Source organism: Micromonospora rosaria (genome assembly GCF_001567585.1).
GTDB classification, from domain to species: Bacteria; Actinomycetota; Actinomycetes; order Mycobacteriales; family Micromonosporaceae; genus Micromonospora; species Micromonospora rosaria.
Genome location: NZ_LRQV01000259.1, coordinates 1 through 3561, shown reverse-complemented (window position 1 = coordinate 3561; position 3561 = coordinate 1). Strand labels below are relative to the sequence as shown.

The window sequence follows — 3561 nt, the reverse complement described above, 5'->3', positions numbered from 1 at the left end:
TGCCGGCGCGTGGGGGGCGGGCCGGGTCGAGGCGGCGGCGTCCGCCTCACCGTCGGGCCGGCCCGGCGGGTCGGCGGGGGCCGGTTCGGCCGGGTCGGGCACGAGCGGCGTGGGGGTGGCCGTCGCGCCGGACGGCCGGTACGCGGCCGGCTGGCTGCCCACCGGCATCGGGATCACCACCGGGCCGACCGACGGCGTCGGCATGAACGGCGTGCCGCTGTCGGGCACGGCGGTGCTGCCGATCGTGGCGGAACCGGTGCTGACGGCGGCGAGCATCGGCATCGTCGCGGTGCCGGCCAGCAGGGCGACGGTGAGCAGGTAGCCCCGGCTCGGGCCGGTCGGGCCGGCCGCCCGGTGGGCGCCCACCACCCGGCGGTACCCGGCCGGACGGTGGCGGACGGACAGCGACGCACCGGATCTTCCACCGCGTTCGGACACCGTTTCCCCCTCGTGGACCAGCGGTGCGGCGACGACAGCCCGGTGACCGGTGAACCCGAACACCACGAAACCGGAAAACTGCTCGGATCAGTGCCATCCCGCACCAATCAGCGTGAACCAGTGACGCTCGGTTGACCAGCCCCGTACAGCGTGTCGACACGCCGAGGGTGTCAAGCCCCGTTCCGCAAGCCGGCAATGGTCGTTAAGGCGCCGGTAAATGCCTCGTGGGACGGCCGTACTGTGGGCCCGCTCACCTCTCTGCGAATATGGACCTCGACGGCAACGCAGCCGTGACCTCCGCGCACCCTCGCGACAGGCACGGCTGAGACGCCGGCTCCCGAGCCAGGCTCGTCACCCGAGCGTGGTTCACGCCGCGCGGCAACCCCACCCGGGCCAGGCGCGGCAGCCAGGACCGGACCGGCGCCAGCCGGGCCGGCGCACGAGTTGCGTGGCCGGGTGACCCCCCGTTGCCGACGCAGACACGACAGGGGAGAGACGCATGGCAAAGGGCGATCCCGGGGTCACCACCCGCGGTACGCGGGCCGCACCGCGGTCCAGGAAGAGCACCGGCACCAGGAAGCGCGCCGACGGCACGACAGATCTGGTCCAACTGCTCACCCCCACCGGTGAGCGGATCGACGCCGTGACCGGACCGGACGGCGTCGAGTATCGGGTCGACTTCACCGACGAGGAGTACCGCGGCCTGTACCGCGACCTCGTGCTGGTGCGCAAGCTCGACGCCGAGGCGACGGCCCTGCAACGGCAGGGCGAGCTGGGCCTGTGGGCGAGCCTGCTCGGTCAGGAGGCGGCGCAGGTCGGCTCCGGGCGGGCGCTGCGCACGCAGGACATGGCCTTCCCGACCTACCGCGAGCACGGGGTGCTCTACTGCCGGGGCATCGACCCGATCATGCCGCTCGGCCTGTTCCGCGGCGTCGACCAGGGCGGCTGGGACCCGAACGAGTTCAAGTTCAACATGTACACGATCGTGATCGGGGCGCAGACCCTGCACGCGACCGGCTACGCCATGGGCGTCACCATGGACGGCAAGACCGGGACCGAGGACGGCGAGGCGGTGATCGCCTACTTCGGCGACGGCGCCAGCAGCCAGGGCGACGTCAACGAGGCGTTCGTCTGGGCCAGCGTCTTCAACGCCCCGCTGGTCTTCTTCTGCCAGAACAACCAGTACGCCATCTCGGAGCCGCTGGAGCGGCAGACCCGGGTGCCGCTGTACCAGCGGGCCGCCGGGTTCGGCTTCCCCGGCATCCGGGTCGACGGCAACGACGTGCTGGCCACGTACGCGGTGACCCGGCACGCGCTGGACAACGCCCGGCTCGGCCAGGGCCCCAGCATGATCGAGGCGTACACGTACCGGATGGGGGCGCACACCACCTCCGACGACCCGACCCGGTACCGGATCGCCAGCGAGGTCGAGGCCTGGCAGGCCAAGGACCCGATCGCCCGGATGAAGGCGTTCCTGGAGCAGCAGCAGATCGCCGACGAGGGCTTCTTCGCCGAGATCGACGAGCAGGCCCGCACCGAGGCGGTGGACCTGCGGGAGCGGGTGCTCGCCATGCCCGACCCGGAACCGGTGACGATGTTCGACCACGTCTACCCCACCGGCTCGCCGGAACTCGACGCGCAGCGTGCCCAGTTCACCCGGTACCTGGACTCGTTCGAGGGGAGTGCCCACTGATGGCCACGGAGACGCTCACCCTCGGCAAGGCCCTCAACACCGGTCTGCGCCGGGCCCTGGAGAACGACCCGAAGGTCGTCATCATGGGCGAGGACGTCGGCAAGCTCGGCGGCGTCTTCCGGATCACCGACGGCCTCCAGAAGGACTTCGGCGACCAGCGGGTGATCGACACCCCGCTGGCCGAGTCCGGCATCATCGGCACTGCGGTCGGCCTGGCCGTCCGGGGGTACCGGCCGGTCTGCGAGATCCAGTTCGACGGCTTCGTCTACCCGGCGTACGACCAGATCGTGTCCCAGGTGGCGAAGATGCACTACCGCTCCCGGGGCAAGCTGAACATCCCCATGGTGATCCGGATCCCCTTCGGGGGCGGGATCGGGGCGGTGGAGCACCACTCCGAGTCGCCGGAGGCGTACTTCGCGCACACCGCCGGCCTGAAGGTGGTGAGCTGCGCCAACCCGCAGGACGCGTACGTGATGATCCAGCAGGCGATCGCCTCGGACGACCCGATCGTTTTCCTGGAGCCGAAGCGGCGCTACTGGGAGAAGGGCCCGGTCGACCTGGACGCCCCGCTGGCCGAGGCGTACCCGTTGCACTCCGCCCGGGTGGCGCGGGCCGGCACGCACGCCACCCTGCTGGCGTACGGGCCGATGGTGCGGACCTGCCTGGACGCCGCGACCGCCGCCGCCGAGGACGGCCGGGAGCTGGAGGTCGTCGACCTGCGGACCCTCTCCCCGCTGGACCTGACCGCCGCGTACGAGTCGGTGCGACGCACCGGCCGCGCGGTGGTGGTGCACGAGGCGCCGGGCAACCTGGGCCTGGGCGCGGAGATCGCGGCCCGGATCACCGAGGAGTGCTTCTACTCGCTGGAGTCCCCGGTGCTGCGGGTGACCGGCTTCGACACCCCCTACCCGGCCGCCCGGGTGGAGGAGGAGTACCTGCCCGACCTCGACCGCGTGCTCGACGCCGTCGACCGCACCTTCGGCTGGTGAGCGACGTGTCCCGGATCAAGGAGTTCAACCTGCCCGACCTGGGTGAGGGGCTGACCGAGGGAGAGATCCTCGCCTGGTTGGTCAAGGTCGGCGACGTCATCGAGCTGAACCAGCCGATCGTCGAGGTGGAGACGGCCAAGGCGGCCGTGGAGATCCCGGCGAAGTGGGCCGGGCGGGTGCAGTCGATCTTCCACGAAGCGGGCACCACGGTGGAGGTCGGTACCCCGATCATCGCGATCGACACCGACCCGGACGCCGGCCCGATCGAGGAGTCGACCACCGGCGCACCGGACGCCGCGCTGCCCACCCCGTCGCCGGCCGCGCTGGCGGCGGTCGAGGTGGCCCCGAGCGAGGGCGCGGTCGAGCCGGGCCTGATCGGCGGCCCCGCCCCGGGCGGACGGACCGCCGTGCTGGTCGGCTACGGCCCGCGTACCACGGCGG

The 3561-nt window shown here is 72.1% G+C and carries 3 protein-coding genes and 1 pseudogene; 3 read left to right on the top strand and 1 reads right to left on the bottom strand.

Going from position 1 to position 3561, the window contains the following annotated elements; translation table 11 throughout:
* A pseudogene (locus tag AWW66_RS31720) lies at positions 1-438 on the bottom strand (hypothetical protein); the annotation flags it as partial.
* Between the two features lie 499 nt (positions 439-937).
* Between AWW66_RS31720 and pdhA the strand changes: the two are divergent.
* The 3 genes from pdhA to AWW66_RS31705 form a co-directional block, all read left to right on the top strand.
* The gene (gene pdhA / locus AWW66_RS31715) at positions 938-2131 is read left to right on the top strand and encodes a pyruvate dehydrogenase (acetyl-transferring) E1 component subunit alpha (RefSeq protein WP_067374404.1); all 1194 of its coding nucleotides are present in this window, start codon (positions 938-940) and stop codon (positions 2129-2131) included.
* Entirely contained in the window at positions 2131-3120 is a 990-nt protein-coding gene (locus AWW66_RS31710) for an alpha-ketoacid dehydrogenase subunit beta (protein ID WP_067374402.1), read from the top strand. The genes pdhA and AWW66_RS31710 overlap by 1 nt, the downstream gene beginning before the upstream one ends.
* A partial coding sequence (locus tag AWW66_RS31705; RefSeq protein WP_425413319.1) for a biotin/lipoyl-containing protein occupies positions 3117-3561 on the top strand: 445 nt, incomplete at its 3' end. The genes AWW66_RS31710 and AWW66_RS31705, both read left to right, overlap by 4 nt.